This window comes from Ruegeria sp. S263, assembly GCF_056780525.1.
The window spans coordinates 3642463-3668109 of sequence record NZ_CM165558.1; the positions used below are offsets into that span (position 1 = coordinate 3642463).

Genomic DNA, 25647 nt, shown 5'->3' on the forward strand with positions numbered 1-25647 from the left:
GATGCGAGCACCTGACTTCTGGAACACCACTCCCGACAGATTGACCCTGCAAGCGCGGGTTCTGTCACCGCTGGGGCGTATTTACGCAGCCGCCACCGCGCGCCGGGTAGCCTCGGGGCCGGGTCTGAACCCCGGTGTGCCCGTCATTTGCGTCGGTAACCTGAACGCGGGTGGAACGGGCAAAACCCCAACCGTGATCTGGATCATCGAACAATTGCGCGACGCATGGCACACAACGCATGTGGTTACTCGTGGACATGGGGGGTCGCTGGAAGGCCCTGTTCGGGTTGATCCCGCCAAACATTCCGCCGCCGAAGTTGGTGACGAACCGCTGCTCCTTGCAGCATTTGCAGATGTTTGGGTCGCCAAGGACCGCGCGGCAGGTGCGCGCGCTGCCGCAGCCGAAGGCGCCACGGTCATCGTCCTTGATGACGGGTTTCAAAACCCGTCTGTTACCAAAGATTTCTCGATCATCGTTGTGGACGCGGAGCGGGGTTTTGGAAACGGCCAGTGTCTTCCTGCTGGCCCCCTTCGGGAACCCGTCGACATTGGCCTGAAACGCGCCGATCTTGTGCTTTCGTTGGGACAGCAAAACGCGCAGAACCAGTTCGCGGATACTTGGGGAAACGCCCTGACCGTACCCCATGCGACCGGCGCGGTTGCCCCTTTGCAAACAGGAATGGACTGGGCCGATACGCCTGTGCTGGCCTTTGCTGGTATTGGCCATCCCGAGAAATTCTTTGCAACCCTTCGCCAGCAGGGTGCCACCCTTTTGCGTGCCGAAGCGTTGGATGATCACCAGCCCTTGACGCCAGCACTAATGACGCGGCTCGAGACTGAGGCGCGCGCGCTTGGGGCGCAGATGGTTACGACAGAGAAGGATGCCGTGCGCCTGCCTGTCGCGTTTCGCAGCAAAGTCATAACCCTGCCGGTGCGCCTGAACGTGAACGAGGGCGACAAAGTCAAACAATTGCTTCTGCAAGCCGCCCCTTCACCTTGATCTGTGGCCGGTCCAAAGACCGGCCATCCCAAGACTTAGCTTCCCAGCTCGTCTTCGATCAGCTTTTTGAAGTCATCGTAAGACTGGTTGTCGACCTTCTTGCCATTCACAAGGAACGACGGGGTTGCCTGGATGCCATCGCGTTCGGCATTTTCCTGATACCAGGCCACCAGCGTCTGCGCGCGTGTTCCGTCCTGAAGGCAGGCTTCCAACTGGTCATTGTCTATACCGGCCAGACGACCGATCTTGCGCAGCTCATCCACGATTTCAGCCGGGCCGCCAGCGCGGGTCCATTCGGGCTGGCCATCATAAATCAGATCGGAAATAGCAAAGAACTTCTCGGGCCCGCCGCAGCGCGCCACCATTGAAGCCCAAAGGCCGTAGCGGTCAAAATACACTTCGCGATAGATGAACTTGACCTTACCGGTGTCGATAAAGTCTTTCTTCAGTTGCTTGTACGGCCCAGCATGAAAATTTGCACAATGCGGGCAGGTATAGGATGCGTATTCTATGATCTCTACCGGGGCATCCTCGGCGCCCAGTGTCATTTCCACGATGGTCGATGTGTCCAGATCAGCCTCTTGCGCTTCGGCGCTGCTGATCAGCGGATAGGCAGAGTTTGAATTGGACAGCGACAGCCAATAGCCGCCAGCGGCTATGGCGACAGCCGCGCAGATTCCGGTTGCAATACGGCTCATGTCATGGCCCTTTCTCAACGTTTTTGTTTGGTTAATACGTTACGGCCCAGACGTTCAAGGGCTGCGCGCAGATCACCGTCGTGAACATCCCGCGCGGCGCGGTCCGCCTCGGCCGCAATCTCTGGTTCGATCTTGGGTTTTGGCGCTTTCGGCTTGTGGTCGAAACTGGCCTGCCCCTCGGCAAATCCGGTCGGAGCTGTCTGCGTGATACGTACCCGACTGATCGCGTTATAGCCGTAGACAGCGTTCACTTTACCGCGCAATTGTTCCTTTTGCATTTCCAGCATCGGAGCCTGCGGCCCGGTGGTCAGCACAGTCAGCGTGGCCCCCATCCCGCCTTTTCCATAGCCAACCTTCACAGGTCGCGCGATCGCGGCCATGTCCTGACCCACAATTTCGGCCCAATGAGTCAAAAGGCGTGTTACGGCGAACCCCCGGCTTTCACCGGCGTGCCTGATCTGGTCGTTCAGCAATGTCGCGGTGCGTTTGAACCCGCGGGTCGAAGAACGTCTGCGCTGCATCTGGTTTCCAACTCCTGCGCCGCTATTGTAAAGGGCAGGACACTGGGCGCCAGCGAAACCCGACACGGAGATACATAAAACTTGCGTGACTCTGCCGATTTGAACGTAAGCAAGGAATTGCTGGCCTGGTATGACCGCCATGCGCGGGAAATGCCGTGGCGGGTCGGGCCTGCGGACAGGGCTGCGGGGGTGCAGCCCGATCCCTATCGCGTCTGGCTGTCCGAAGTGATGTTGCAGCAAACCACGGTTGCTGCCGTGCGGGACTATTTCCTGCGCTTCGCGACCCGCTGGCCATCCGTTCAGGCTCTGGCATCAGCGCCCGACGATCAAGTCATGGCAGAGTGGGCCGGGCTGGGCTATTACGCCCGCGCCCGCAATCTGTTGAAATGCGCGCGCGTGGTGGCAGATGATTACGGTGGAACGTTCCCCGACACCTATGACGCCCTGCTGAAACTGCCCGGTATCGGCCCATATACGGCTGCCGCAATCTCGGCGATTGCGTTTGACCGGCCCGAAACTGTGCTCGACGGGAATGTCGAACGCGTCATGTCCCGCCTTTACGATATTCACGATCCCCTGCCGGGTTCAAAACCGGTATTGAAGGAACATGCCACCGTGTTGACGCCCGACAGCAGACCCGGCGACTATGCGCAGGCGGTGATGGATCTGGGGGCAACAATCTGCACGCCAAAGTCCCCGGCTTGCGGCATCTGCCCTTTGCGCGACCCCTGCCAGGCGCGCAGCGCCGGAACTCAGGCTGACCTGCCTCGGAAGATCCCCAAGAAACCGAAACCAACGCGATTCGGGCATATCTATATTGCTCAGGCCGAAAATGGCGACATGCTGATGGAACGGCGTCCGGACAAAGGCCTGTTAGGTGGCATGTTGGGCTGGCCGGGCTCGGACTGGTCCGACGCGCCCGAGAATTCCCCTCCGTTTCCAGCAGAATGGCAGCGGCTTTCGGGTGAGGTGCGCCACACGTTCACCCATTTCCACCTGATCCTGCAAATTTGGACCACCCAGCTTCCCCGAGGTTTGCGTCCCGAAGACCTGATTGTCGTGGAAAAACATAGGTTTCAACCCAGCGATCTGCCGACCGTCATGCGCAAAGCGCATGACCTTTGGCGCGCACGGTAACCCATTGTGCGGAATACCAGACTAGGACTAATCTTGGCGCAATCGTTCGGAGCCACTCGATGATCGCAGCAGAAACCCTCAGTCGCTGGCAATCTGCCCTCCCGTTCTGGGTATCTTTCCTGCTGATCCCGCTGATCTGGATCACCGCATTTGCGGGCGGATGGTGGGTCTTGCTGGTGCCGCTGTCGACCTGGTGGGCCTTTACACTATTGGACCGGCTGACGGGGCTTGAGCTGGGGAACGCAGATCCCGACACCTCTGACGCAACCTTGCGATGGTATATCCTGTTGACCAAAGCGTGGGTTCCGGCGCAGTTTCTGACTCTCCATGGCCTGATCTGGTACGCATCGCATACGGATCACCTGTCATCACTGTCGAAAATCGGCCTGTTTTTTGGAATGGGTGTTCTTTCAGGCACGATCGGCATCAACTACAGCCACGAATTGATGCACCAAAAGGGCCGATTGGAACGCTGGCTGAGCGACATCCTTTTGGCGATGGTCCTGTATTCTCATTTCCGGTCCGAACACCTGCTGGTCCATCACCGTTATGTCGGCACCCCGCGGGACCCCGTAACCGCGCGCTATAACGAGGGGTTTCACCGGTTCTACCCCCGCGTTTTGTGGCAATGCCTGATGTCGGCGTTTCGCGCCGAAAAGGACAAGCTGGCGCGCAAGAACCGCCCCTGGACCGACCTCGCCAACCCCTTCTGGCGGTATTGGGCATTACAGGGTGGGATGCTGTTGCTGGCATTTCTGATTGGTGGCTGGTCGGGCTTGGCCCTATTCCTGCTTCAGGCAGGCGTCGCTATCTGGCAGCTTGAGCTGGTCAACTATGTCGAACACTATGGCTTGACGCGCAAACACCTGGGTGATGGAAAATACGAACACGTTCTACCGCGCCATTCTTGGAACGCATCGCAAAAGGCGTCCAACTGGCTGCTGATCAACCTGCAAAGGCACTCGGATCACCATTACAAACCCAACCGCCGGTTTCCGCTGTTGCAACATCACTCGGAAGACACCGCGCCGCAACTTCCATTTGGCTATCCGGTGATGACGGTCGCCGCGATGGTCCCACCACTTTGGCGCCGGGTCATGAACCCGCGTGTTCGGGCCTGGCGACGGCAATATTATCCAGAAATCACCGATTGGGCGCCCTACAACGCGTCGCGAAATCCTTTGCCAAGGGCCTGACCGCAGCGCGCATCAGCGCGCTGCCCGGCCCAACGAATTTGTTCGCACCTTTGATGCACATGAAATCGGCGGGAGACCGCCCCTATAGCACCCAGACGTCCATCCGCTCCTCGACACCGCGTACTGTCTGGTTTTCGTACTTGGCAAAACCTTCCATCACTTCCGGTAGGTTTTGGCCTTCTTGTTGCAATTGCACGTTTATTGCATCACTCAGAACGGCACGCGCGCCGAAATCGCGGGTCAATGCTTCCAGCTTGGCCGCAACGTTGACCGCATCGCCAATGACGGCGAACTCCAGCCTGTTTGCCCCGATGTCACCCAGTACGACCGAACCATAGTGGACACCAATGCCCACTTGAATTTCGGGCTCACCCTGACGTTTTCGTTCGACGTTCCAACGGTCGACTACACGCACCATGTCGCGGGCGCAGGCCACAGCGTTCGTGGCATCCAGCGGGGTTGGGACCGGAGTTCCAAACGTGGCCATCAACCCGTCGCCCAGATACTTGTCCAATGTCCCATGATGCCGAAAGACCTCGGTCTCCATGCGGGCGTGAAAACCGCGTAGAACCTCGATCACCTCATAAGGGTCGCGCCCGGCGGCGTATTTGGTAAATCCGACAATATCAATGAACAGAACCGCAATATTTTCCTTACGCACCTGTTTGAGGGGTTCATCATTCTGGCTTAACTGATCGACGACATTTGGCGAGAAATACCGGGACAGGTTTGCACGCTCACGCTCCAGCCCGGCATTGGTCAACAGCAGTTGATTGAGACGCCGCATCGAGATGCCAAGCGTTACAGCAACCATCATAAACACGATCACCTGCTGAACCCGCTGCGACGGCATAAAGCTGTTGGGGTCAAGCAGTTCAGCCACATCCGGGTAACCTGACAAAGCCTGCGCGACACGTTCACTAATGCCCGGTATCGGGGTCGAGACCCACCACGCAATCAGCCAGCCCGCTGTCCACATCAACGCAGTCCACGAACCGATTGCAACAACCGTGCGCCATGAATAGGCCAGCGTACCTGCGGCCAAAATAATGAAGAAATACTGAAAGTTGTCGAACCGGTACTGCATGGCCAATGGCCGCACGTCATCGCTGAACGGGTTGGGCACGATCATGCCCAAGGTCATGATCACTAGGTCCACGAAGATCAGCAGAAGTTCGGTGCGCGATTGCCCAACCTGACCAGCCCTGCGGATCAACCAGCCGTTTGCGCAAATCAATAGCAGAATGAAATGATACCACATCACTTCCCAATGCGGGTTCAGGAAGATCAACAATATTCCCGTCAGACCCATGGCGATCCAACGCGCCCTGACCGCCAGCTCCAGCCCTTCGCGCTTGTGCCGTTCTAACGCGGCTTCGGTATATTTGTTATCCAGATCGTACTGATCCGGGCGCGTCACAAAAAATCGACTGAACCGAGTTTCGTTTGCTGCGGTGTCCGACATGACTGAAGCTCCTTCGGTGCATTGCACATCCTAGAAGTCTCACATCGAAAGGGGAATGCGAAAAACAAAAGACCCCGCCGAGATCGGCGGGGCAAGGCTTAGTGCCTTGTGTCAGGCCACAGGCACCGGCGGTGTTCGTGAAATCAGTTATGCATCTCTGATCGGATCTGCTGACGCAGCACGTCGATCGGTACGGTCTTTCCGTCGCGCTTGAAGCACCAATAGGTCCAGCCGTTGCAGGACGGCGCGTTTTCCAGATGCGCCCCAACCTGATGGATCGAGCCTTTGACGTTGTCGCCCACCAACGTGCCATCGGCGCGGACCTTGGCCTTGTGGCGCTGGTTCATAGAGTACAATTCCTCACCCGGGCGTAGCATCCCGCGCTCGACCAACTGGCCGAACGGTACGCGCGGCTCGGCGCGTTTGCTGGTGCTGACCTCCAACGCCTCGCGGTCAAATTTACGGACCTTGGCGATGCGTTTCTCGGCCACCTTGCGATAGCTTTCCTCGCGTTCGATGCCGATAAACTCACGCCCCAACATCTTGGCGACGGCACCCGTTGTCCCCGTGCCGAAGAACGGATCCAGCACCACATCACCGGGATTGGTCGAGCCAATCAGTACCCGATGCAACAGCGATTCCGGCTTTTGCGTCGGATGTGCCTTGTCGCCGTTTTCATCTTTCAGACGTTCATGCCCTGTGCAGATCGGCAGCACCCAGTCGCTGCGCATCTGCACACCTTCGTTCAGGGCCTTCAGCGCCTCATAATTGAACGTGTATTTCGCGCCCTCGCGCTTGGACGCCCAGATCATCGTCTCATGCGCGTTGGTGAACCGCTTGCCACGGAAATTCGGCATCGGGTTCGACTTGCGCCACACCACGTCGTTCAAAATCCAGTATCCCGCGTCCTGCAGGGCCGAGCCCACACGGAAGATGTTGTGATACGAGCCGATCACCCAGATTGCGCCGTTAGGCTTTAGCAGCCGATGCGCTGCCTTCAGCCAATCGCGTGTGAATTGGTCATAGACCGCAAAGCTGGAAAACTGATCCCAGTGGTCATCAACCGCATCCACCTGACTGTTATCAGGCCGGTGTAACTGACCTTTCAACTGCAAATTATAGGGTGGGTCCGCAAAGATCAGGTCAACCGATGCCTCGGGCAGACTGTTCATCACGTCGATGCAGTCACCGGATAGAATCGTGTTTAAAGGGAGCGCTTTTGCGCCCTTTTTGGTGGTTGTCGTCATTATACTGCCTCAAGTATCCACGGCGCTTTTGCGCTCATTTGGTTGATACAAGGATGAGTCAAAGACGATTCGCCGTCAATTTCTTTTTTGAATCAGCGACTTACGATTTACTCTTGATACAAGATATTGTGTACAGGTTTAAACGAACGTCTATGGTGTGGGGTCACACCAAGATTTTGCAGCGCCTCCCTGTGTTGTTTTGACGGGTAACCGGCGTTTGTCTCCCATCCATAGCCGGGATGCTGTTGCGCCAAATCCACCATCACCTGATCGCGCCAGTTTTTTGCAATGATAGATGCGGCTGCAATCGACACCGAGTGCGCATCGCCTTTAACCACGGCCTGAGAAGGGATCGTCAGCCCGTGCGGAATCAGGTTTCCATCAATCAAAAGATAGTCTGGCGGCGGGTCCAGCGCGGCCACAGCCCGTTCCATCGCAAGATGCGAGGCACGCAAGATGTTGTGTTCGTCGATCTCAGCAACACTTGCTTCGGCTATTGCGAACTCAGCCCGCGCGCGTATTTCGGCATCCAGACCGGCACGGCGCTTGGCAGTCAGCTTCTTTGAATCGTTCAGCCCCTCGGGGATGTCATCGGCGTTCAGGATCACCGCCGCAGCAACCACCGGGCCTGCCAACGGACCACGGCCAACCTCATCCACACCCGCGATCCGTTTATAGCCCTGCGCAATGGCGGCTTTTTCCAATTCATAATCAGGTTTCGTCATGCCTTGGAAAGACCGTGTTTCAAGACCGATCGCAAGCAAAAAGGAGGGGGCAGACTGCGCTGCCCCCTTCCCCGCGGCGCTTCTGTGACGCCGCTCCTGCTCGAACGCGATTACTGGTAAACCACGCGGTATCCTTTTTGGCGTAGGCAGGTAGGCTCATAAGCGCGCTTGACTTTTTTGCCGTTCCAGAAACCGACCTTGCACTCTGGCGGCAGGCTTTTGACATGCTTGTAATGCTTCTTCAGACACCCAGGCCCCAGCAGCGGACGCTTTGCCGAATATCTATCGAATGTGCGCAGGCATTTTTGTGGCAAGTCGTATTTGGCAACACGGCCCGGTAGCGGACGCACAGGATAATAAGAGGGGTCGGGCTTGGCCTTGTAGACAGGTGCCCGGTTTCGGCTGGCGCGCTCTTTGTCTTTCTCTTTGTTGTAGTAGTGGACACCAGCGCCGATCAGCGCGATGGCGGCCAACCCTCCGAGTATATCCCTGGCATCTGCGGCCCGCGCCTGAGACACAGAAACGCCGGTGATGGCAATTGCCGTGGCCACGATCAGAGCAATGAATTTCCGGTGCATGGTATTTGTCCTTTTCCAAGTGCTAGGGCGATCCGGCGCGGTGGCCGTTTTCCTTACCTCAACACTGGTCGCAGCCCTGAAAGACACGCAATAACGGGCGGGTGTTATCAAATATCAGCGCCGCGAAACCCCTTGAGTTATTGAATATCGCGCCGAGCCATGCGCAGGATGCAGCCTATGAAACAGATCTTCTCTTCTCTGGCTGTCTGCGCCCTGATATCGGTCGGTACTGCCGCATCCGCGGCGGGATGCTATGCCGATTACAAGGCCAAACAGGACAATCCTTTGCGCCTGCACTACGGCGTCATGCAGGTATCCGCCTGCGACAAGGGCAAGGCAAAAAAAGAGATCTCGCAACGCCTGCGCGGCTCAGGATGGACCTTGCTGAACGTGATGTCGGTGTTTGGGCCGGATGGGTTGGACAAAAGGAAGGCCAATGCCGGAAAATTCTATCTCCGTTACTGAAGCGCGGCGATCCGGGACACGGCTGGTCGGCGTCGGCATTGCGGCGATCGTTCTGATTCTGATAACCGCCGCCATTTTTCTGTTCTGGACCTTGCCCGACGCCAACGCCTTTAACGCGCGCGTTGAGCGGCTGTTTGTCGAAAGCGACCTGACCTCGCCGGCCGAGATCCGCCTGCTGGAAATTCTCGCACAATCGGGAACAGCCTTTGCGGATACTCTGTCCAGCTACAGGATGGTCATTTTTGTTCTTTTGGTCTTCGCCAGCACCATGCTCGTCACGGCGCTGGTGTTTCTGGTGATGCTCGTGCTGCTGAACCGACGGATGGCGCAGATCGAAAGGACGGGCATTCAGGTGACCTCGTTGCTGATCAGCCGCGAAGAAAACACGGTTTATCTGAACAATATGGACTTCAAACTGACACCTGCCGCGATGGAAACGCTGGCGGTTCTGGCCGAGTCCAGACTGGACGACGAAATGCTGTCCGGCGCCCAGATTGAGGCCGTCATTTCCGGCAAAGACGCCTCGGATTGCGAAGAAGCCGCTGGTGCGACGCGGATCAAGCGGCTGCGTGATGCCTTAGGAAACCAGATGGTCAGTGAGTTGCTGGTCAAGAATATCGCTAAGAAAGGCTATATGTTGTCGATCGACAAAGATGTAATTCAGATGGTCTGACCAAACGGTTCCGCACACTGGTTATCCGGGAAACCGTCATCTCTGCCCCTTGGAAATTCGGGAAAAATGCCCATCATTAGGGAACCCGCGCCTCGGAGGTTGATCATGAACGTCCACGCCACACCGCAATCCACAGGGTATCGAATTTCGGTCGAATCGTTGAACGGATCGGTCGCGATCTACCGCGGCGATGTGCTTTTGGCCAAAAGCGATAATGCCAAGGTCATGTATGAAACCCGGCTGTCCCCAACAATCTACATCCCCCGCGAGGACGTATGTGCAGATCTTGGCGAAGAGACCGAGTTGCAGACCTTTTGCCCATTCAAAGGAACCGCGACCTATCACGACGTCGTTTTGAACGGTCAACGCCTGCAAAACAGTGTCTGGGCCTATGAAGAAGCTTTGCCGGAAAGCAAAGCGATTCAGGGTCATATCGGTTTCCTGTCGTCAGCCTATGACCGGATCGACCTAGGCGAAAATCGGCTTCGGGAACCCGATGATGGCAGTATCAGCGGTCCTTTGATTGACTGGCTGATGCGCGGCGCGTCCGAGCTTACGACCTCTGAAGACTTCACCAAGGCGCTGGCCGAGAAGATGCTGGAACACGGGATAGCGATTCAGCGCCTCAGCATTCTGGTCTGGTCGCTACACCCCCTGATCGCAGGTAAACACTATATCTGGGAAAAGGGTGAGGCCGAAATCTCGACCAACGTACCGACATACGAAATTCACGATCACCCGGCCTATATCAACAGCCCGCTTCGGCATGTGTCGAACGGGCTGGGTGGTGTGCGCCAAAGGCTGAATGACGACAACCCTCACAATAGCTTTCCAATCATGGAGGATTTGCGCGCCAAGGGGGCAACCGACTATGTCGCAATGCCGCTTCCCTTTTCGGACGGCCGCACCAATGTACTGACGTTGACCTGCGATCATCCCGATGGCTTCACCACGGAAAATCTGGGGTTGGTGTTTGAATGCTCATCGGTCATTGCACGGTTCTACGAAGTCTTCATGCAGCGTGAAAACGCGCAGGTTCTGCTAGAGACCTATGTTGGCAAGCGATCGGGCGCACGCGTTCTGGGGGGCGAAATCCGGCGTGGCGATGGTGACGAAATCGACGCGGCCATCATGTTTTGTGATCTTCGCAACTCGACCATCCTGGAAGAGCGGCTTGGGCGAACGGACTATATTGTCCTGCTGAATGACTTTTTCGACACTGTGTCGGATATTGTGCACGACAATGGCGGCGAGGTTCTGAAATTCATCGGCGACGCGGTTTTGGCCGTTTTTCCGGAAGGTGACGATGCGATGACCGCCCGCAGCAACGCGCAGCGTACGGCCGTTGAAATCGTCGAGAAGCTGGGCGATCTGCGTCAGGCGGGCTCTGACCTGCATTGTGACTGTTCTATTGGCGTTGCTTACGGACGTGTGACATACGGCAATGTCGGCTCACGCGAACGGCTGGACTTTACCGTTATTGGGCAGGCCGCAAACATCGCGGCGCGGTTAGGTGAATACGGCAAGACGGTGGATCACCGGATCGTCGTGTCGGCTGACATAGCACCCGCCTGCGCCGACGCCGTGCCATTGGGGGACGTTAAGCTTCACAATGTTTCACGGCCTGTGTCGTCCTTCGCGCTCAGAACTTCGGCGGATGCTGTGCTGAATTCCTGAGCCAGTCGCAGTCCTGCAGCATGGTGGTGTCTGGCCAAAGCGGAAACAACTGAACGGCCCGGCCCTTAAGACGAGCGCGTTGATGAATTCAGCCCCCAAGAAGAATTAACGCAGTTTGTGCGGGTGATATCGTGCTTTGGAGCTGTGCGACCTGGCTTCGCGCCAGAAATTGGTCCGTCAGCCGATTGATCGCCGCCTTATCCGAAAACTGCGCCAGATCATCTGAACCAGTGAGACCTTTTAACCTGTCCTTGAACTCAACAAGCTGTTTGTCGATATCCAACTGAGCAAAGCTTGAAGGAAGGCCAAGCGCTGTTTCCATCATGTTGCGCAATGGCGGCAGGCCCATCAAGTCGAACCATTTGGTGTCAGCCCCACTTTCCTGAACTGCCAATTCCGCCAGAGCATGTTGCGCATACAGTGATATGCGCATTGTCTCATCACGCTCACCCACGGCAGCCTCAAACCGTGAGACCAAGTTGTCCTGCGCGATATCTTCCATAAAACTCTGAAGACCGGTTCGGCGAATTTCACCCGGACCCAGGCCGAAAGCCTCGGAAAACTCGCGATACCTTTTGTCCGACAACCGATTGGGCAGCGCGTCATCGGCAAAAGTGCCGTCGGACAGCACTTTTTGAATGAAATAACGGTTATTCAGATCACCTTCCAATCCGAATGCCCCTAGCGCAACCTGCAGTAAACGGCGATCCGAGACCAAATCTTCGGCTGTCTGAACCTTGCCGATGTTTTCCAGAAAGTACCGGGTTTCTCGTTCGTTAACCGCCGACGAAGAAAAGCTTTCTAGCTGAGTGTCGTAGCTACGTTGAAGAAAGCGCCACCCCACGATGCCCCCGACCGGTACAACAGGTTGAAACGTCATTGCCGGTAAGCCATCAACCGCTCTTCCCTCGGCAGCAGCGCGCGAAGAGCCTTGAGACACTTGTAGTATTGCTCAGCTAGCAGCGCATCAGTGGCTTCCGCGAGGACCTTGCGACTGTCAGCATCCGTGAACACCTGGCTTAGCTTTTCAACGCGGCGCAGCAATTGCTGCCTTGCGTCTTCAGGCTCCATGTCTCCTGACAAAACTAGCTGCGCGGCATAGCACACGCGGCGCACAGGCGTATTGACCTCGTCCGGGTGAATAGCATCGCGCAGGCGCAAGACATTCGCTTGCGGCGTCATAATCGAAAACCGACTGCGCCGATCCCCGTTTTCCAAGACGACTCCGTTGATCAACACCCGCTCTTTTGGGGCGAGTTTCAAAACCAGCCCGCCCATTAAGTTGCCCTCATCTGTCGCAAACCGCGCAGGACGGCCATGTTGATTTCAAGCAACGGATCGACACTTGCCTTCTTTCCCAACACCTGACTGCTGTGCTGCTCGGTGAACTCGGCCAGATAGAAAATCCGCGCGCGCAGTGCGTTTGGAAGAGCATTTTCTGAATCCGCAACGCCGCTAGCCAGAACTGACCACAAACGACGATTTTCATGCAATGCCTGAACAAATCCGCCAAAGTCGGATTTCTGTCGGGCGGCAGCGGCTTTGAGGCGATGTGTGATTTTCGAAATGGCCTCGTATTCGGTATCCCGTGGCGTACGTGTCGGAGCCGCGGTTTGGGCATAGGCGCGGTGTGCCATGGTTTGCGGTGTCACTTGAAATCCTTCCAATAGTCCGTCTTTTGGCAATCAGAGTCGGGGCGCCTTTCTAACGCCCCGACCAGGGTTTTAAGATTAACGGAACAACGACAGGACCGACTGCGGAGCCTGGTTCGCGATCGACAGAGACTGCGTGGCCAACTGCTGTTGAACCTGCAAGGCCTGTAGACGGGCCGAGGTCTCTTCCATGTCGGCGTCCACCAGCGAGCCGATACCGGACTTAAATGAATCTGCCAGATTCGAGATGAACTCTTTCTGGGTTTCAATCCGGCCCTGCGACGAGCCAAAGGCCGCCGAGGCGTCAATAGCGGTGTCGATCAGACCTTCGATGGTGCCCAGAGCAGCGGTTGCGCCCGCTGCGGTGGATACATCGATGCCAGCCAGCGCACCCAGACCGCCGGAACCGGCATTGGCAAACTGGCCACTGACAGTCAGGTCATTGCCACCAGCGTTAGTGAAATCAAGGGTGCCCGGCGTGCCGCTGTCAAAGTCCACGGTCAAACCGGTGATGCCCAGATCATCAATCTTGCCTTTCAGGGCAACGGCAACGATATCAGCCGTGGTTGTTGCCGCCGCATCGTCTGCAGTCACGGTGTAAGACACAGTCTGATCGCCAACGGTCAGGCTGACACTGTCCCCGGCAGCAAAAGCCGTGGCGTTTTCTGCAATTTCAATCTGCTCGTTGCCGCCACCATTATCCAGCGCGATAGCTACGGTATCACCGTTTGCAGACGCCCCCGCCGAACTGCCCGAGAAGATGTCATTGGCTGTGTAACCACCAACCGACAGATCCTGTCCAGCTACGGTGATCGACGAGGCGGTCACGGCACCAGTCGAATCGCGGTCCAGCGAGGACAAGATCGAGGCCGAGGCCGCCGATCCGTTGACAAGGTTGAGCCCGTTGAACTGGGCTGCCCCAACAACGGCAGTGATCTGATCGCGCAGGGCGGTCACGTCCGCATTGATTTTGCCGCGATCCACGTTGTCTTCCTGCGCCGCGACGATCTTGCCCTTCATCTGGTTCAGAAGGTCGGTCACAGTTTCCGAGGCATTCCGCGCCACCGCAACGGTCAATTCACCCAGCGCCAGACTGTCCTTGATCGCGTTAAAACCCTTCACATCGGATTCCATGACTTTCGAGATGGCCCAGACTGCCGAATTGTCCTTGGCCGTCGCCACATCTTTACCGGTCGAAATCGCATTCTGGGTCGTGGCCAGGTTCTTGTTGACCGATTTCAGGGTTTGCAGCGCAACCATAGCGCCGTTGTTGGTCAGAATGGACATAACGTCTTCCTTTTTTCGTATGGGCCCTTTGTGCCCGTGCCAACCCCGCACCACCTGCGGGCTTTAACGTCTTTCTGATCACTGCGATCGGCCGTCCGGCTGTTCGCGCCACCTGCCGTTTCAGGTGCGTCGCCACCATTGCCGCCGATCCCCTAACGGAGTGCTAAGACCCGCAATCCGGAAAATTCGGATTTGAATCAAACCCGACGCTAGGCGCGTTTCTCCAACGTGGCGTTGCTGCGAACCGCAAAACCCTTGCGTTGCCCTTCGGCGCTGTAGGTGCTGAGCTCGTTTCGAACGCGGCGAAGTTCGGCCATACGATCGGCAACGGCCCGAATCCCGTCGGCCGCACTGTTAAGAAGCGCCTGATTCCTTTCGACCTTCCTCTGAAGCCGAACAAGTTCATCGCTTTCCCGAACCCGAAACTGGTTGAGCGCGCCAATCAACTTTTCCTTTTCGGACATCATTTGACCCAACCGATCCAGATCGCCCTGCACAAGCGCGGTCCGCTCAAGATCCAGAACCTCTTCAAGTGAGGTGATCACGTCAGACTCGGATTTACTCGGCATGGGCCTTCTCCATCAGGGACTGGAACAAAACGTCTTGCAGGCCGACCCCACCGGCCTTGGCCAACTGATGCGCCTGCTGCTGAACCAATAAAGTCGAAAACTGGTCCTCACCGGCCCCACCGCCAAAAGACTGGCGACCCTCGCCCAGCCCCGCGGATTTCAGCATCTCGGTCAGAAAAGTTGCCTCAAGCTCAACCGCTGCGGTTTTTAGTCTTTCGACCGAGGACGGGGGCATTGGTTGGGAAACGGGGACAGCTACTTTCATCACTTTCTCCGAAATTTGCATCGAACTTTGTCGAACAAAGATGAAAGCGGTTAAAATAAACGTAACTTCCTGCGGTCAGATTTCGGTTCACACAACCGGAGTCGGAGCAAAATGCCCAACCCTCTTTTGACAGCGATCGCCCCGTCCAACGCCAATGCCAAATCCGGCGGATCGTCCACTGATATGCCTGAGCAAAAGGCGGAAAGATCGTTTGAAGCCGTTCTGGAAGAACAGATCATACAACAGGCTGAAGACGCCCATCCTACTGAAGATCCGGTTCCGGAAACCGGGGGGGACCCGTCGGAAACGGTCGAAAACGGCGAGCCGATGGACGCAACACCTAACATCGTGGCCATTCCAGATGTCGCGTCGCGACAGGTTTCATTGTCCGAACCAAAGGGCGAGGTTCAGGGCAAAAGCCTTGCCGTTTGGGCAGCCGACGACCATTCAAACGATTCTGTTTCGGACCAGAAAAACGGGGTGGAAATTCCGTCAGGTGGCCTTTCCAAAGACAGCCCTAAAGTTTCTGCAGATGATCCTGTGACAGAGGTTCCGCCTGTCCGAACGGAAAGCCTAGCGCGTAACGCTCCAACGTCTGCTGAGGGTAGACTCTTGCACAGCGCAAGGTTTGGTATCCCGCCCACCCCGGGCCAAGCCGGGTCCGCACCCGCTGAACTGTCGAAAACGGATGCTGTTCCCAGCCGCGAGACCGCAGATGGTACACCGCAGATAAAGGCCCCTTCCGCGCCGGACAAGGCGCAGCAATTCGTCCAAATGCAATTGATGACAAAGCAGGACACCCAAGCTGAGGCTGAGGTTCCGGACATGGAGGCACCTCAACAGCTAAGGGACAATTCCCCTTTGCAGACTACCCAGGAACCCACCTCAGCCGTGCATGCACTTGGGGCAAACGTTCGCGCTGAAGTGGCGCGCGCCATTGCCGGGCAGATGGCCGCCGTCATACATACGCGACCTCAGGCCGGGGCGATAGAAATAGCATTGAACCCCGAAGAGCTGGGGCGCGTTTCTATCGTACTGAATGGCCGCGACGATGGCGTCCACCTGACAATCGCGGCCGAGCGCCCGGAAACACTGGACATCATGCGCCGCCATATTTCCGTTCTTGAGGCAGAGTTCAGGGCCCTTGGTTTCAGCGATCTGTCTTTCGACTTGGGATATTCATCTGATGCCCAACAGAATGGTCAGGACGACTTGGCCCAATCGCCATTTGAACCAGAGCGGGAGGCCCCCTCCCCTTCAAATACACAGGTCCCATCGCGCGTTGGTGCGTCTGGGCGCATCGACATAAGGCTTTGACATGATCAATCCGACCACCTCCACCATACAAACCGGCGCTCAGACACCGGCCTCTCAGCCTCAGACAACGGGGTTAAAATCAGATTTTGAGACATTCCTTTTGATGCTGACCGCTCAGGCGAAAAACCAGGACCCACTGGAGCCTTTGGATTCATCAGAATACGCGTCGCAACTGGCACAATTTTCAATGGTCGAGCAGCAGGCACAAACCAACGCGTTGCTGTCCGGCCTGTCCGTGTCGATGGGCAATGTCGGGTTGGAACAACTTGCGGGCTGGGTTGGAATGGATGTGCGATCGGCCTCGGCCTTTCAATTTGACGGTGCGCCGGTCAAACTGTTCGCGCAACCCGACGTCGCCGCAAGCTCAGCATCTATCGTGGTTCGGGACGCCAATGGAACGGTCGTCGACCGCGTCCCGGCATCCCCCAGCAATTCCGAGTTCGTGTGGACCGGGACAGACAGCGCTGACAATTCAGTTCCTGCAGGGACCTATTCCGCCACGTTGGAAAGCTATGATGGAGAGGATCTGCTGTCCGACCAGACAGCATCAGCGTATAACCGCGTCGTCGAAGCACAGGCCGTGGATGACGCGCTGTTGCTAACGCTGGAAAGCGGGCAAGTTATACCCGTCAGCATGGTAAGTGCCGTACGATCTGGAACTTGATCTGACGGCCAAGGCAGGCCAAAGCTTTGCCTGATTCAACTCGCTTACAGAACTGGTGAACCTTCTGCCCGACCAAACCGCCCCACCACGTGATCTTGTTGACCACCTCCGCAGCACGGGCATTGTCGACGCCAGTGCCCGGTTTCAGACATTGTATGGGGGCCGCACCAATCAGGTCTGGAAGGTTCTGGGCGGTGACGGGGACAAAGTGCTGAAACTCTATCGGTCCAAGCTGCGCAACCCGCTGTTTCGCAACGACGCCGAACTGGAAGCCCGATGCCTGAATGCGCTGGAACCGATGGGCTTTGCGCCACGCCTGCGGGCAACGGGCAAACACGACAACGGCCTTTGGGTGTTTTATGATCACGCGCCCGGGTCACCATGGCAGTCAGAAACAACCTGCGTTGCCGCTTTGCTGCGCAAACTGCACATGCTGAACATCTCGATAGACGTGCCCTCAGGGCGCAACGGCAGCGCCGATCTTGCGCATCAGACGCAACAAATTCTGGACATGTGCCGTTCGGATCAAAAGGCACAACTTGCGCGATTGCGCCCTGTCAGCCCGGTGCCTGCAACAAACCACACCTGTTTGGTTCACGGTGACCCGGTTGCCGGAAACATACTGGTGAATGCAACGGGGCTGACGCTCATTGATTGGCAGTGTCCGGCCCGTGGCGATCCCTGCGAGGATATCGCACTGTTCCTGTCGCCCGGGATGCAACAGCTTTATCGCGGTGCCCCGTTGCGCGCAGCCGAAGAGGCGCAGTTCCTGTCTGCCTATGACCAACCTGAGATAACGCACAGATACCGCGAACTACAAAAGTGGTTTGCGTGGCGGATGGCGGCATATTGTCTGTGGCGCGTAGAAAATGGTGCGACCGATTACTCAGCCGCATTGGATTTGGAAATCGCAACCCTTGGGTAATATCAAAGATCGGCAAGCGACATCATTGCATATGCCGGTGGAAGCAAAGCACGCCGCCAGAACCCAAGAGGGAAACGGCCGGGAATTTGGCCAATCACCTCTGGCAGCCCCGCATCCTGCCCCAAGACCAGTCGGGACAGGGCACGCCCGCAATAGGTGCCCATCGCGACACCATTTCCGTGATACGCAAACCCGGCAAATAACCCTGATTGCCCCGGCACCGCCCCGGCAAACGGAATCAGATCGCGGGACAAACACACCATGCCGGACCACATATGCGTGACGTCGACATGCGCCCATTCGGGGAACATCTTCCGAAAGTCCGATTGAACCTTTTGACGAATTGCAGCTTCGGCCCTGGCCGATGACCGCAAACCACCGCGCATACCGAACAGGAACCTCCGGTCCGGCATAAGACGGAAGTAATGCAACAGGTTGCGCGTATCGTATGACATCTGATCCGTGGTCCAGCCCTGAGCTTGCAACTCACCCTCGGACATTGGGCGCGTCACAAGAACCGTTGACTGGGTGGGCATGTAGCGGCCTGCCATCCAGTTTGGGATATCTTCGCTTGAATATCCGTTGGTGCAGATCAGAACATTTTCAGCGCGCACCCGGCCTGCCGCTGTACGAAGGTCAAAACCGCGCGCGGATTTCTGTAGGGCGTGCACACCAGTTTTCTGAAACAGCTTCGCACCGGACTTAGCTGCCGCTTTCGCAAGTCCGAACAGGTATTTTCTGGGGTTCAGGCCGAAACCGACCGGATTGGTGTATCCGCCATAAAACGCCCCCCCGATGCCAAGCCCGGGAAGGTCCTGAGCCTCGTGCAGCACTCCGGATGCGTCTGCGTTTCGGCGAAGTTTTTCCATTGCACGCGCGGTGTGGGCCAGTTGGGTTTCCCCTTTTGAATGGGTTTCCGCGTTGATCCCGTGGGCGTCCAACAACTCGGCAACAAGGTGAACCGCCTCTGCTTCTGCCGCGTCATAGCGTTCAGCAGCCGGGGCTCCGTAAATCCGCGCCATCGCTTTGTGGCTGAGTTTCGAGCCACCGAGACAGCAAAACCCACCATTCCGGCCTGACGCGCCCCAACCGGGTGTTTCAGCCTCGAGCACGGCAACAGAAACCCCGGCGTTAGCCAGATGCAGGGCCGCAGACAGACCCGTGAACCCTGCCCCGACGATGGCTATGTCAACACTCAGATCGCCCTGCAGGTCCGGCCAATCCGGGGCGGCGATTGTCTCGTCCCACCAACAGCCCTCACGCGGGCCGGAGCCATAGGTGTAATCCGGGAACAGCCGTTTCATTCGGTACGGGCCGCCGCCATCTCATCCTGTTTCTGCCGCATCATGGCGCGTTTTGTGACCAAAGACGCGGTGATGACGCCCACGGTCACAACAGCAATCATCAACGTCGACAGCGCGTTGATCTCGGGGCTGACCCCCAGACGCACGGCCGAGAATATCTTGATCGGCAAGGTTGTCGCCGACGGCCCCGAGGTGAAGGACGCAATCACCAGATCGTCCAGCGACAGGGTAAAGGCCAGCAACCAGCCCGAGATCACGGCAGGCGCAATGATCGGCAACGTCACCAGGCGAAACGCTTGCGCGGGCGAACAACCAAGGTCCAGAGCGGCCTCTTCAAGCGACTGATCGAACGTCACCAAACGCGACGAGACAACGACCGAGACGAAACACATCGAAAATGTCGTATGCGCCAGCACGATGGTCAGGATACCGCGATCCAGTCCGATGCCGATGAACAACAGCAACAGCGATAGGCCCGTGATCACCTCGGGCATGACCAGCGGGGCGTAAATCATGCCGGAAAACAGCGTGCGCCCAAAGAACCGCCCGCCGCGCACCAACACATAGGCCGCGGCGGTACCCAAAACAGTCGCCAGCGTTGACGAAAAGACGGCCACCCGGATCGTGACCCAGGCGGCATCCAGAAATGCCTCGTTCTGGACCAGCTCACCATACCATTTGGTCGAGAATCCGGCCCAGACGGTGACCAGTTTGCTTTCGTTGAAGGAAAAGATGATCAGGATGATCATCGGGATGTAGAGGAACGCAAATCCCAGCGTCAGCGAGACCGCGTTGAACCAGCTTAGCCTGTTCATTGCTCGGCCTCCGTCTGTTTCTGCTGGTTGCGCTGGAACAGCACGATCGGGATCACGAGGATCAGCAACAGCACAACGGCCACGGCGCTGGCAACGGGCCAGTCGCGGTTCGAGAAGAACTCCTCCCACAGCACCTTACCGATCATCAGCGTACCCGAACCGCCCAGAAGCGAGGGGATCACGAACTCACCGATCACCGGGATCATGACCAGGAAACAGCCCGCGATGATACCGGGGCGCGACAGTGGGATCGTCACCAGCCAGAATGCCTGCACGCGCGAACAGCCCAAATCTTCAGCGGCCTCGATCAGAGATTCATCCATCCGCTCCAGCGCCGAATAGATCGGCAGGATCATAAACGGCAGATAGGTGTAGACGATCCCGATATAGACCGCAGTCTGCGTGTTCAAAATGGTCAGCGGGGTCGAAATGATGCCCGTCCAAAGCAGAAGCTGGTTCAAGTAACCTTCATTCGACAGGATGCCCATCCACGCGTAAACGCGGATCAGGAATGAGGTCCAGAAGGGCAGGATCACCAGCATCATCAGCGTCGGTCGCCATTCGACCGGCGCGCGGGCCATGCCATAGGCGATGGGATAGCCCACCAGCAGCGTGAAAAACGTGGAAATCACAGCGATCTTGACGCTGGACAGGTACGCCTTCCAATACAGGTCGTCCTCGGTCAGCCAGATGAAGTTCTCAAAGTCCAACTGGCTGAAGAAATCCTTTATCCCCGCCCAGCCCTGCGAAAAGTCCAGAGTCGGTGTATAAGGCGGAATCGCCAACGCGATATCCGACAGCGAGATTTTCAGGACGATGAAGAACGGCACCAGAAACAGCGCTAGCAGCCAGACATAAGGAATGGCGATCAGGAACGCGCGGCGCATCAGTCGGCCAGCAGAACCGCAGCCGTTGCTGTCCAAGACAGCCAGACCGGGTCTTCCCAAGTGAATGAACGGCGTGAGATGCGGCGGGTATTGGCCGTCTGCGCCTTGATGATCGTGCCGTTGGGCAGCTCAACGTGATAGGTGGACAGGTTGCCCAGATAGGCGATGTCATGCACCTTGCCCTGCACAGCGTTGATCGCATCTGCCGGACGGTCGGCGGAAATCGTTACCTTTTCGGGTCGGATCGCCAGATGGCAAGCCTGCCCCTGCGAAAGCCCGTTGGCCGAGGTCGCTGTCAGCGGGGCCTGCCCTTCGGCCCAGTCGATCTGATAGGTATCCTCGCCATTGGCGGAGGCACGGCCCTCGATGATATTCACGTCTCCGATAAAGTCGGCGACATAGACCGAGTTCGGGTTCTCATAAATCCGATCCGGGGTAGCGACCTGCATCAGTTTGCCCTGATCCATAACGGCCACGCGGCTGGCCACGGTCATGGCCTCTTCCTGGTCGTGGGTCACGATGACAAAGGTGGTGCCGGTCTTTTCCTGAATATCCATCAGTTCAAACTGCGTGTCCTGCCGCAGTTTCTTATCCAACGCACCCAGCGGTTCGTCCAACAGCAGCAGCTTGGGCGCCTTGGCCAGAGACCGGGCCAGCGCCACCCGCTGCCGCTGCCCGCCCGAGATCTGGTGCGGTTTGCGGCGCGCAAATTGCGTTAGCCGGGTCAGGCGCAGCATTTCCTCGACCCGATCTTCAAGATCGTGCTTGGGCATGTTGTCCCGGCGCAGGCCGAAAGCGATGTTTTCCCAGATGCTGAGGTGTGGAAACAGCGCATAGGACTGGAACATCATGTTCACCGCCCGTTTGTTCGGCGGGATCGGGTCGATATCCTGACCACCCAGCATGATGTGGCCTTCGGTGGGCGTTTCGAACCCCGCCAGCATCCGCATCATCGTGGTCTTGCCGCAGCCTGATGGCCCCAGCAGAGCGAAGAATTCTTTCTCGAAAATATCCAGAGACAGGTTGTCGATCGCCGTAAAGTCGCCAAATCGTTTGGTGACATTCTGGAACTGGATCAAGGGTTTCGCCTGCGGGTCCTCCCACGGCGCAAATACTTCAGAGTTCACTACGGCCCCCGTTCGGCAATCTGGAAAAAGGGCAAGGCGGACATGCCGCCCTGCCTTGGTAAATCGGATCAGGTGCCCGATTTGATCTTGGTCCACAGACGGGTCACGACCCGCTGCGTTTTCGCCGGATAAGGCGTGGTGATGTAGAGGTTCTGCATCGTCGCATCATCCGGATAGATCGCCGGATCACCGATCACGTCTTCCTCAAGGAACTCTTGCGACGCCTGGTTGCCGTTGGCGTAGTACACATAGTTCGACGCGGCAGCCATGTTGTTGGCATCCAGAATAAAGTTCAGGAACTTGTGTGCGCCCTCAGGGTTCGGAGCATCCGCCGGAATCGCCATCTGGTCGAACCACATCAGCGAGCCTTCGGCAAACGGGTGGTATTCGATCTCGACCCCGTTATCGGCCTCGGCCGCACGGTCACGCGCCTGCAGAATGTCACCAGACCAACCCACGGCCACGCAGATATCGCCATTCGCCAACGCATTGATGTATTCCGAGCTGTGGAACTTTTGGATATGCGGGCGGACACTGGTCAGAACTTCTTCGACCTTTTTGATGACGTCCGGATCATGGCTGTCCGGGTCTTCACCCAGATACTGCAAAGTCATCGGGATCATTTCCGCTGGTGCGTCCAGGAAATGCACACCGCACGCAGCCAGCTTTTCCATGTTTTCTGGCTTCAGCACCAGATCCATGCTGTTCAGGGCAACATCGTCGCCCAGCGCCTCTTTGACCTTGGCGACATTCACACCGATACCGGTGGTGCCCCACATGTAGTTGATCGAATAGGCGTTGTTCGGGTCGTATCCGGCGGTGCGTTCCTGAATGACGTCCCAAAGATTGCCCGAGTTGGACAGTTGTGACGCGTCCAGTTCCTGAAACGCTCCGGCCTGAATCTGACGCTGAAGGAACGTGCCGGACGGGACAACCACGTCATAGCCCGACCCACCAGCCAGCATTTTGGTCTCCAGCACTTCGTTGCTGTCAAACACGTCGTAGATGAGTGTCAGACCGGTTTCTTCCTCGAATTTCGTCAGAAGCTCTTCGTCGATATAGTCGGACCAGTTGTAGACGCGCACTTCTTCGGCGAAGGCTGCCGAAGTCCCCAGTGCGATGGCCGCTGTCATGGTCAGCGTTTTGATTGACATTTTATTCTCCCTGCAAGTGTCCGGGTATTTTCCCGTTTTTTTGGATTTGATCAAGTTTTGCGTTTTCCCCCGATCCCGCGTATGGTTTCACGAGGTCAGGCACCTGGCAAGTCAGCATCATTGGAAACAGGGCAAACCAATTGGATTTGATCAAAAATAAGGCGGTCGGGTCGTCCGGCAGTGGGCCAAAGCGGCCTGCACACGAACAGGTTTATCATTCACTCAGATCGCAGATCATGTATGGCGATCTGGTTCCCGGGCAGCCCGTCACCATTCAGGGACTGACTGATTCGCTAAACGCCGGAATGACCCCCGTGCGTGAGGCTATCCGGCGGTTGATTTCCGACGGAGCACTGGTGTTCCAAGGAAATCGACGGGTCAGCGTGCCCATGCTGTCAACGCGTGACGTCAAGCAGATGATTTATGCAAGAATATCAATAGAATCAGAGCTTTCACGGCAGGCAACGGCCAATCTAACACCTGCGGACGTCGATCATTTGGAACGCATTGATCAACAGTTGGATCAAACAATCGCCGATGGGGATGTCAGCGGCTACCTGCGTTTGAATCATCTGTTTCACGAAACGCTCTATGCTCATGCCGACGCGCCGATTCTCAATGATCTGGCGGAACGCCTGTGGCTCCGGTTCGGGCCGTCCCTGCGTGTGGTCTGTGGCCAATTCGGAACCCAGAGCCTTCCTGACCGCCACAAGGATATTATCCGGGCGCTTCGTGATCAAAACGCCGATCTTGTTGCAAAAGCAACCGCTCAGGACATCGAACAGGGGATGGAGCTCATGGCGGACTCACTTGCGAACGTCTAGATCAACGCGATTCGATTGACAGGGAAAAATTTGATCATATTGTGATCACCAACCGCTCTTGCAGGAGATTCCCTGATGTCGACCATCACCAATCACATGCCAACCGCCGAATTGCAGGCGCTTGACGCAGCCCATCACATGCATCCGTTTTCAGCCAATGGCGCGCTGGGGAAAGAAGGCGCGCGCGTCATCACCCGTGCCAGGGGCGTCTATCTGACTGACAGTGAAGGCGAAGAAATTCTGGATGCCATGGCGGGCCTGTGGTGCGTAAATATCGGCTATGGCCGCGACGAACTGGCCGAGGTCGCCGCCCGCCAGATGCGAGAGCTGCCCTATTACAACACCTTCTTCAAAACCACACATGTTCCCGCCATTGCGCTGGCCAATAAGCTGGCCGAACTTGCGCCCGGCGACCTGAACCATGTCTTCTTCGCCGCTGGCGGGTCCGAGGCCAACGACACCAATATCCGTCTGGTGCGCACCTATTGGGCCGAAAAAGGCCAACCCGACAAGAACATCATCATCAGCCGCCACAACGCCTATCATGGTTCGTCCGTCGGTTCGGCCTCGCTTGGGGGCATGGCCGGAATGCACGCGCAGGGCGGCATTCCGATCCCGAACATCCACCACATCAACCAGCCGAACTGGTGGGCCGAAGGCGGCGACATGTCGCCCGAAGACTTTGGCCTGGCCCGTGCGCGCGAGTTGGAAGAGGCAATTCTTGAACTGGGTGAAAACCGTGTCGCGGCCTTCATCGCCGAACCCGTGCAGGGCGCGGGCGGTGTAATCGTGGCACCTGACACCTACTGGCCCGAAATCCAGCGTATCTGCGACAAGTACGACATCTTGCTGATCGCGGATGAGGTGATCTGCGGGTTCGGCCGCACCGGCAACTGGTTCGGGTCACAAACCGTGGGTATCCGCCCGCATATCATGACCATCGCCAAGGGCCTCAGTTCGGGCTACGCGCCCATCGGTGGCTCAATCGTCAACGATGAGATTGCCGAAGTCATCGGCGGAACCGAGTTCAATCACGGCTACACCTATTCCGGCCATCCGGTTGCGGCTGCCGTTGCGCTGGAGAACCTGCGTATCCTTGAAGAGGAAAAGATCGTCGAGCACGTCCGCGACGTCGCCGCGCCATACCTCAAGGAAAAGTGGGAGGCGTTGACCGATCATCCGCTGGTGGGTGAGGCAAAGATCGTTGGCATGATGGCCTCGATTGCCCTGACCCCGGACAAGGCCAGCCGCGCCAAGTTCGCCTCGGCCCCCGGCACAGTAGGCTATATCTGCCGCGATCGTTGTTTTGCCAACAATCTGATCATGCGCCACGTTGGCGACCGTATGATCATTTCGCCGCCGCTGATCCTGACTCCGTCAGAGATCGACGAGATGTTCGTGCGTATCCACAAATCGCTGGATGAGGCACAAACCGACATCATCGAACAGGGTTTGATGAAAGCCGCATCATAAGT

General features: G+C 57.2%; 28 protein-coding genes. 11 read left to right on the top strand and 17 right to left on the bottom strand.

All coding sequences use genetic code 11. The features are described 5' to 3' along the window. The first annotated feature begins 1 nt into the window (after position 1). Positions 2-1000: a tetraacyldisaccharide 4'-kinase gene (lpxK, locus tag ACT2B1_RS17975; RefSeq protein WP_481668297.1), complete on the top strand. Its 999-nt coding sequence runs from the start codon at positions 2-4 to the stop codon at positions 998-1000. A 35-nt stretch (positions 1001-1035) separates the two neighbouring features. Here lpxK and ACT2B1_RS17980 read toward each other — a convergent pair whose 3' ends face one another. Continuing rightward, positions 1036-1698, bottom strand: coding sequence for a DsbA family protein (locus ACT2B1_RS17980; RefSeq protein WP_171124488.1), 663 nt, complete (start codon positions 1696-1698; stop codon positions 1036-1038). A 14-nt stretch (positions 1699-1712) separates the two neighbouring features. Then, positions 1713-2219, bottom strand: coding sequence for a DUF721 domain-containing protein (locus ACT2B1_RS17985; protein WP_171124490.1), 507 nt, complete (start codon positions 2217-2219; stop codon positions 1713-1715). An 81-nt stretch (positions 2220-2300) separates the two neighbouring features. Here ACT2B1_RS17985 and mutY point away from each other — a divergent pair, with 81 nt between their 5' ends. Both mutY and ACT2B1_RS17995 read left to right on the top strand, forming a co-directional pair. Continuing rightward, positions 2301-3356, top strand: a complete 1056-nt coding sequence (gene mutY, locus ACT2B1_RS17990; RefSeq protein ID WP_481668298.1) for an A/G-specific adenine glycosylase — start codon at positions 2301-2303, stop codon at positions 3354-3356. Positions 3357-3415: 59 nt separating this feature from the next. Further along, a complete protein-coding gene (locus tag ACT2B1_RS17995; RefSeq protein ID WP_481668299.1) occupies positions 3416-4552 on the top strand; it encodes an alkane 1-monooxygenase in 1137 nt (378 codons plus the stop codon). 82 nt (positions 4553-4634) lie between these two features. Here ACT2B1_RS17995 and ACT2B1_RS18000 read toward each other — a convergent pair whose 3' ends face one another. The 4 genes from ACT2B1_RS18000 to ACT2B1_RS18015 form a co-directional block, all read right to left on the bottom strand. After that, positions 4635-6017: an adenylate/guanylate cyclase domain-containing protein gene (locus ACT2B1_RS18000; protein WP_171240169.1), complete on the bottom strand. Its 1383-nt coding sequence runs from the start codon at positions 6015-6017 to the stop codon at positions 4635-4637. Between the two features lie 143 nt (positions 6018-6160). After that, a complete protein-coding gene (locus tag ACT2B1_RS18005; protein ID WP_171124496.1) occupies positions 6161-7264 on the bottom strand; it encodes a site-specific DNA-methyltransferase in 1104 nt (367 codons plus the stop codon). Between the two features lie 107 nt (positions 7265-7371). Beyond that, positions 7372-7989, bottom strand: a complete 618-nt coding sequence (locus tag ACT2B1_RS18010; RefSeq protein WP_171240168.1) for a ribonuclease HII — start codon at positions 7987-7989, stop codon at positions 7372-7374. Between the two features lie 110 nt (positions 7990-8099). Then, complete coding sequence (locus ACT2B1_RS18015; RefSeq protein ID WP_171126379.1) at positions 8100-8567, bottom strand: hypothetical protein; 468 nt, start codon at positions 8565-8567, stop codon at positions 8100-8102. 177 nt (positions 8568-8744) lie between these two features. Between ACT2B1_RS18015 and ACT2B1_RS18020 the strand changes: the two genes are divergently transcribed. The 3 genes from ACT2B1_RS18020 (at position 8745) to ACT2B1_RS18030 (ending at position 11382) form a co-directional block, all read left to right on the top strand. Further along, positions 8745-9032 (top strand): hypothetical protein, encoded by a 288-nt coding sequence (locus ACT2B1_RS18020; protein ID WP_171126380.1) that lies wholly within the window; start codon positions 8745-8747, stop codon positions 9030-9032. Beyond that, complete coding sequence (locus tag ACT2B1_RS18025; RefSeq protein ID WP_171126381.1) at positions 9004-9705, top strand: winged helix-turn-helix domain-containing protein; 702 nt, start codon at positions 9004-9006, stop codon at positions 9703-9705. Before ACT2B1_RS18020 ends, ACT2B1_RS18025 begins: the two co-directional genes overlap by 29 nt. Positions 9706-9810: 105 nt before the next feature. Then, entirely contained in the window at positions 9811-11382 is a 1572-nt protein-coding gene (locus ACT2B1_RS18030; protein ID WP_171240167.1) for a DUF427 domain-containing protein, read from the top strand. Positions 11383-11470: 88 nt separating this feature from the next. Here ACT2B1_RS18030 and ACT2B1_RS18035 read toward each other — a convergent pair whose 3' ends face one another. The 6 genes from ACT2B1_RS18035 to ACT2B1_RS18060 all read right to left on the bottom strand — a co-directional run bounded on the left by ACT2B1_RS18035 (position 11471) and on the right by ACT2B1_RS18060 (position 15155). After that, positions 11471-12262 carry a DUF1217 domain-containing protein gene (locus ACT2B1_RS18035; protein ID WP_171240166.1) on the bottom strand — a complete coding sequence of 264 codons (792 nt, stop codon included), beginning with the start codon at positions 12260-12262 and terminating at the stop codon, positions 11471-11473. Continuing rightward, complete coding sequence (gene flbT / locus ACT2B1_RS18040; RefSeq protein ID WP_481668300.1) at positions 12259-12660, bottom strand: flagellar biosynthesis repressor FlbT; 402 nt, start codon at positions 12658-12660, stop codon at positions 12259-12261. The genes ACT2B1_RS18035 and flbT overlap by 4 nt, the downstream gene beginning before the upstream one ends. Then, on the bottom strand, positions 12660-13034 hold the full coding sequence (flaF, locus tag ACT2B1_RS18045) for a flagellar biosynthesis regulator FlaF (RefSeq protein ID WP_481668301.1): 375 nt from the start codon (positions 13032-13034) through the stop codon (positions 12660-12662). The genes flbT and flaF overlap by 1 nt, the downstream gene beginning before the upstream one ends. 78 nt (positions 13035-13112) lie before the next feature. Continuing rightward, complete coding sequence (locus tag ACT2B1_RS18050) at positions 13113-14321, bottom strand: flagellin N-terminal helical domain-containing protein (protein WP_481668302.1); 1209 nt, start codon at positions 14319-14321, stop codon at positions 13113-13115. Positions 14322-14530: 209 nt separating this feature from the next. Next, positions 14531-14890, bottom strand: coding sequence for a flagellar biosynthesis protein FlgN (locus tag ACT2B1_RS18055; RefSeq protein ID WP_481668303.1), 360 nt, complete (start codon positions 14888-14890; stop codon positions 14531-14533). Next, positions 14880-15155 (bottom strand): rod-binding protein, encoded by a 276-nt coding sequence (locus ACT2B1_RS18060; protein WP_481668304.1) that lies wholly within the window; start codon positions 15153-15155, stop codon positions 14880-14882. Before ACT2B1_RS18060 ends, ACT2B1_RS18055 begins: the two co-directional genes overlap by 11 nt. Before the next feature lie 111 nt (positions 15156-15266). Here ACT2B1_RS18060 and ACT2B1_RS18065 point away from each other — a divergent pair, with 111 nt between their 5' ends. Genes ACT2B1_RS18065 through ACT2B1_RS18075 form a run of 3 tightly spaced genes read left to right on the top strand, consistent with a single transcriptional unit; the run spans position 15267 to position 18061 of the window. Then, complete coding sequence (locus ACT2B1_RS18065) at positions 15267-16472, top strand: flagellar hook-length control protein FliK (protein WP_481668305.1); 1206 nt, start codon at positions 15267-15269, stop codon at positions 16470-16472. A gap of 1 nt (position 16473) precedes the next feature. Next, positions 16474-17136, top strand: a complete 663-nt coding sequence (locus ACT2B1_RS18070) for a flagellar hook capping FlgD N-terminal domain-containing protein (protein ID WP_171240159.1) — start codon at positions 16474-16476, stop codon at positions 17134-17136. Between the two features lie 55 nt (positions 17137-17191). Next, a complete protein-coding gene (locus tag ACT2B1_RS18075; protein ID WP_481668306.1) occupies positions 17192-18061 on the top strand; it encodes a phosphotransferase family protein in 870 nt (289 codons plus the stop codon). 2 nt (positions 18062-18063) lie between these two features. Here the strand turns inward: ACT2B1_RS18075 and ACT2B1_RS18080 are convergent, their stop codons facing one another. From ACT2B1_RS18080 to ACT2B1_RS18100, 5 genes are all read right to left on the bottom strand, one after another. Continuing rightward, positions 18064-19365 (bottom strand): NAD(P)/FAD-dependent oxidoreductase, encoded by a 1302-nt coding sequence (locus ACT2B1_RS18080; RefSeq protein WP_481668307.1) that lies wholly within the window; start codon positions 19363-19365, stop codon positions 18064-18066. After that, positions 19362-20180 carry an ABC transporter permease gene (locus ACT2B1_RS18085; protein ID WP_171124520.1) on the bottom strand — a complete coding sequence of 273 codons (819 nt, stop codon included), beginning with the start codon at positions 20178-20180 and terminating at the stop codon, positions 19362-19364. The genes ACT2B1_RS18080 and ACT2B1_RS18085 overlap by 4 nt, the downstream gene beginning before the upstream one ends. Continuing rightward, positions 20177-21067, bottom strand: coding sequence for an ABC transporter permease subunit (locus ACT2B1_RS18090; protein WP_171124522.1), 891 nt, complete (start codon positions 21065-21067; stop codon positions 20177-20179). The genes ACT2B1_RS18085 and ACT2B1_RS18090 overlap by 4 nt, the downstream gene beginning before the upstream one ends. Continuing rightward, positions 21067-22194 (bottom strand): ABC transporter ATP-binding protein, encoded by a 1128-nt coding sequence (locus tag ACT2B1_RS18095; protein ID WP_171126390.1) that lies wholly within the window; start codon positions 22192-22194, stop codon positions 21067-21069. Before ACT2B1_RS18095 ends, ACT2B1_RS18090 begins: the two co-directional genes overlap by 1 nt. 68 nt (positions 22195-22262) lie before the next feature. After that, positions 22263-23348: a polyamine ABC transporter substrate-binding protein gene (locus ACT2B1_RS18100; protein WP_171124526.1), complete on the bottom strand. Its 1086-nt coding sequence runs from the start codon at positions 23346-23348 to the stop codon at positions 22263-22265. A gap of 140 nt (positions 23349-23488) precedes the next feature. On the opposite strand from ACT2B1_RS18100, the gene ACT2B1_RS18105 reads away from it, so the two are divergent. Both ACT2B1_RS18105 and ACT2B1_RS18110 read left to right on the top strand, forming a co-directional pair. Further along, positions 23489-24172 (top strand): GntR family transcriptional regulator, encoded by a 684-nt coding sequence (locus ACT2B1_RS18105; protein ID WP_481668308.1) that lies wholly within the window; start codon positions 23489-23491, stop codon positions 24170-24172. A 75-nt stretch (positions 24173-24247) separates the two neighbouring features. After that, positions 24248-25645, top strand: a complete 1398-nt coding sequence (locus tag ACT2B1_RS18110) for an aspartate aminotransferase family protein (RefSeq protein WP_171124530.1) — start codon at positions 24248-24250, stop codon at positions 25643-25645. Positions 25646-25647 lie beyond the last annotated feature (2 nt).

Excerpts from the sequence above, each read along its gene's own strand:
- lpxK (WP_481668297.1), top strand. The coding sequence starts at position 2 with ATGCGAGCACCTGACTTCTGGAACACCACTCCCGACAGATTGACCCTG.
- ACT2B1_RS17980 (WP_171124488.1), bottom strand. The coding sequence starts at position 1,698 with ATGAGCCGTATTGCAACCGGAATCTGCGCGGCTGTCGCCATAGCCGCT.
- ACT2B1_RS17985 (WP_171124490.1), bottom strand. The coding sequence starts at position 2,219 with ATGCAGCGCAGACGTTCTTCGACCCGCGGGTTCAAACGCACCGCGACA.
- ACT2B1_RS17995 (WP_481668299.1), top strand. The coding sequence starts at position 3,416 with ATGATCGCAGCAGAAACCCTCAGTCGCTGGCAATCTGCCCTCCCGTTC.
- ACT2B1_RS18000 (WP_171240169.1), bottom strand. The coding sequence starts at position 6,017 with ATGTCGGACACCGCAGCAAACGAAACTCGGTTCAGTCGATTTTTTGTG.
- ACT2B1_RS18005 (WP_171124496.1), bottom strand. The coding sequence starts at position 7,264 with ATGACGACAACCACCAAAAAGGGCGCAAAAGCGCTCCCTTTAAACACG.
- ACT2B1_RS18010 (WP_171240168.1), bottom strand. The coding sequence starts at position 7,989 with ATGACGAAACCTGATTATGAATTGGAAAAAGCCGCCATTGCGCAGGGC.
- ACT2B1_RS18015 (WP_171126379.1), bottom strand. The coding sequence starts at position 8,567 with ATGCACCGGAAATTCATTGCTCTGATCGTGGCCACGGCAATTGCCATC.
- ACT2B1_RS18020 (WP_171126380.1), top strand. The coding sequence starts at position 8,745 with ATGAAACAGATCTTCTCTTCTCTGGCTGTCTGCGCCCTGATATCGGTC.
- ACT2B1_RS18025 (WP_171126381.1), top strand. The coding sequence starts at position 9,004 with ATGCCGGAAAATTCTATCTCCGTTACTGAAGCGCGGCGATCCGGGACA.
- ACT2B1_RS18030 (WP_171240167.1), top strand. The coding sequence starts at position 9,811 with ATGAACGTCCACGCCACACCGCAATCCACAGGGTATCGAATTTCGGTC.
- ACT2B1_RS18035 (WP_171240166.1), bottom strand. The coding sequence starts at position 12,262 with ATGACGTTTCAACCTGTTGTACCGGTCGGGGGCATCGTGGGGTGGCGC.
- flbT (WP_481668300.1), bottom strand. The coding sequence starts at position 12,660 with ATGGGCGGGCTGGTTTTGAAACTCGCCCCAAAAGAGCGGGTGTTGATC.
- ACT2B1_RS18050 (WP_481668302.1), bottom strand. The coding sequence starts at position 14,321 with ATGTCCATTCTGACCAACAACGGCGCTATGGTTGCGCTGCAAACCCTG.
- ACT2B1_RS18055 (WP_481668303.1), bottom strand. The coding sequence starts at position 14,890 with ATGCCGAGTAAATCCGAGTCTGACGTGATCACCTCACTTGAAGAGGTT.
- ACT2B1_RS18060 (WP_481668304.1), bottom strand. The coding sequence starts at position 15,155 with ATGAAAGTAGCTGTCCCCGTTTCCCAACCAATGCCCCCGTCCTCGGTC.
- ACT2B1_RS18065 (WP_481668305.1), top strand. The coding sequence starts at position 15,267 with ATGCCCAACCCTCTTTTGACAGCGATCGCCCCGTCCAACGCCAATGCC.
- ACT2B1_RS18070 (WP_171240159.1), top strand. The coding sequence starts at position 16,474 with ATGATCAATCCGACCACCTCCACCATACAAACCGGCGCTCAGACACCG.
- ACT2B1_RS18080 (WP_481668307.1), bottom strand. The coding sequence starts at position 19,365 with ATGAAACGGCTGTTCCCGGATTACACCTATGGCTCCGGCCCGCGTGAG.
- ACT2B1_RS18085 (WP_171124520.1), bottom strand. The coding sequence starts at position 20,180 with ATGAACAGGCTAAGCTGGTTCAACGCGGTCTCGCTGACGCTGGGATTT.
- ACT2B1_RS18090 (WP_171124522.1), bottom strand. The coding sequence starts at position 21,067 with ATGCGCCGCGCGTTCCTGATCGCCATTCCTTATGTCTGGCTGCTAGCG.
- ACT2B1_RS18100 (WP_171124526.1), bottom strand. The coding sequence starts at position 23,348 with ATGTCAATCAAAACGCTGACCATGACAGCGGCCATCGCACTGGGGACT.
- ACT2B1_RS18110 (WP_171124530.1), top strand. The coding sequence starts at position 24,248 with ATGTCGACCATCACCAATCACATGCCAACCGCCGAATTGCAGGCGCTT.